2 protein-coding genes are annotated in these 2,671 nt (G+C 41.6%); both read right to left on the bottom strand.

Going from position 1 to position 2,671, the window contains the following annotated elements:
* Positions 1–1,128: 1,128 nt before the first annotated feature.
* Positions 1,129–1,272 carry a hypothetical protein gene (locus ACFPOF_RS24010; protein WP_378137450.1) on the bottom strand — a complete coding sequence of 48 codons (144 nt, stop codon included), beginning with the start codon at positions 1,270–1,272 and terminating at the stop codon, positions 1,129–1,131.
* Positions 1,273–1,397: 125 nt separating this feature from the next.
* A complete protein-coding gene (locus ACFPOF_RS24005) occupies positions 1,398–1,763 on the bottom strand; it encodes a VOC family protein (RefSeq protein WP_378137448.1) in 366 nt (121 codons plus the stop codon).
* Between the last annotated feature and the right edge of the window lie 908 nt (positions 1,764–2,671).

Raw genomic sequence — 2,671 nt, 5'->3', positions numbered from 1 at the left:
AAAGTTCCTTCCGGGCTCGAACATGTTCTTCATTAAAATCGTTTGCCTTACTCGCTGAATCAAAGAACGCCGCAACAACTCTTGCCATCTCTTCCCGAATTCTTCTCTGAATCTTCTACTTGTTCCTGCTTCATTGCCGATCTCGCAGTCCTCTAGACACCGACAATCTCTGCTTCCTGGTTCAACCCTCAACAACTAACTATTTCTTTACTTTCAGGCACCTCTTGCTTTCTCTTGTTCTTAATCCCTGCTTTCAGGTAACTCTCGCTTACAAAAATTGTCCTTCCTACTTTCAGGCACCTCTTGCTTTCAAAAAATCACCGCTTGGTCTTCATTATCTTTCCAATTGTCTTTCGATATTTGATCTTTAATGCCAAGCACGCTGTAACTAAGTCCGATGAAACCTGATATACTTCATGTTCTTCTTTGATTCCGATGGCAATCTCCACAGTATGCAAAAATATAACTCGTAGTAGCTGCGGTCCAATTTCGTCTAACGTTCTTGTGTTCACGACGTCCCACCGACTTAAGCCACGAAGTGGCGGCCGCGATGCGGTTAGTCGGTGCGGATGTGTCCGGCTGATTCCGCTTCCCTGCTACTGCCAATGACTTCTCCGAATCTACATCTAACTCCTGCCGGACCGAGGGCCGAATGGCCCGATGCGTGAACATGGTGTTATATGATGCCGGCGACTTCTTCGAGTATACTTACAATTGAACTTAAACATTACTTCAATATTTCAATAATTATTAAATTCAAAAACAATAATATTATTGAAAACAACAAGTACTTCAATATTCTAAATTTGATTTCAAGAACATTCTTAATTTTCTCTGCTTTTGTATAATAAAATAGATTGCCGAATAATAATGTTAAAATTATTACCAATATAATCAATAATCCTATATTTTTTTCTGTTTCAGATGAATTATATGCTAAGCCCGATAAAAATAATGAAAGTAATAATCCGAAAAAATAATACTTAATTCTTTCATGAAATATAAATCTAGATCGGTTCTTAATACCTTCAATAGTACTCCATAATGATAACAGGAATACCCCTGCAAGTATTATACAAATCAAAATGGTAATTGGAGACTCCCCCGTCTATCAGGAATGAAGTATATTTAAGATCTTTCGCCGGTTTCATATAACGTAAATGTGTTCACGACGTCCCACCGACTTAAGGCGACGAAGTCGCCGGGCGCGATGCGCTTAGTCGGTGCGGATGTGTCCGGCTGATTCCACTTCCCTGTTACTGCCAATTGCATCCCCGAATCCACATCTAACTTCTGCCGGACCGAGGGGCGAATGCCCCGAAGCGTGAACATGGTGTTATATGACGTACCTGACTTCCTGAAATACTTGATAATGCCTTAGTGTTCTTACTATTCTGTTATACAAGTAATTTTATAAATTCAATTCGATTCCCAAAAGGATCTCTGCATTCAAATCGTTCATACCCCGGAATTGGAATAGCTTCTAAAACTTCAATTCCAATTGATGTTAATTTATCCTTGATTATTTCTATTTCTTCCACTTGATATGCCAAGTGGGCCTTAGTCTTTTTACGATCTATTCCTTCTTCAATTCCAATATGTAATTCCTGATTGCCCACCTGAACCCAAAACCCTCCACGGCCTTTAAGAGAGTCTGGTTTTTCAAGTTCTGATAATTGAAGTACTCCACAATAAAATGATTTAGCTTCTTTTTCTTGTTCTTTCGACACCGTGATTTGAGCATGATGAAATCCAATAATCATTCAGATTATCCCCTGTCTTTGAAATTTCGACCAATTTGAATGCAATAGAATTATTACCGGTTTGGTATTGTTGCCCTTCAGGTATGTCATATAACGTTCATGTGTTCACGACGTACCACCGACTTAAGGCGACATAGTCGCCGGGCGCGATGCGCTTAGTCGGTGCGGATGTGTCCGGCTGAATTTGCTTCCCTGCTGCTGCCAATTACACCTCTGAATCCACATCTAACTCCTGCCGGACCAAGGGGCGAATGCCCCGAAGCGTGAACATGGTGTTAGACGATGTTGGACATTCTTCGCATGCTGCTCTACTCCAAAGTTCCTTCCGGGCTCGAACATGTTCTTCATTAAAATCGTTTGCCTTACTCGCTGAATCAAAGAACGCAGCAACAACTCTTGCCATCTCTTCCCGAAGACTTCTCTGAATCTTCTACTTGTTCCTGCTTCATTGCCAATCTCGCAGTCCTCTAGACACCGACAATCTCTGCATCCTGGTTCAACCTTCAACAACTAATTATTTCTTTACTTTCAGGCACCTCTTGCTTACTCTTGTTCTTAATCCCTGCGTTCAGGCACCTCTCGCTTACAAAAATTGTCCTTTCTACTTTCAGGCATCTCTTGCTTTCAAAAAATCAGCGGTTGGTCTTCATTATCTTTCCAATTGTCTTTCGATATTTGATCTTAAATGCCAAGCACGCTGTAACTAAGTCCGATGAAACTTGAAATACTTCATGTTCTTCTTTGATTCCGATGGCAATCTCCACAGTATGCAAAAATATAACTCGTAGTAGCTGCGGTCCAATTTCGTCTAACGTTCATGTGTTCACGACGTCCAACTCCCTTAAGCCCGGAGGGCGGCCGCGATGCGGTTAGGGAGTTGGATGTGTCCGGCTGATTCCGCTCCCCTG

Origin of the sequence: Cohnella soli, from assembly GCF_042655525.1 — a bacterium.
Lineage (GTDB): Bacteria > Bacillota > Bacilli > Paenibacillales > Paenibacillaceae > Cohnella > Cohnella soli.
Note: the sequence above shows the minus strand (reverse complement) of the source record. Positions and strands in the feature narration are given on the sequence as shown.

Excerpts from the sequence above, each read along its gene's own strand:
- ACFPOF_RS24005 (WP_378137448.1), bottom strand. The coding sequence starts at position 1,763 with ATGATTATTGGATTTCATCATGCTCAAATCACGGTGTCGAAAGAACAA.
- ACFPOF_RS24010 (WP_378137450.1), bottom strand. The coding sequence starts at position 1,272 with ATGCAATTGGCAGTAACAGGGAAGTGGAATCAGCCGGACACATCCGCA.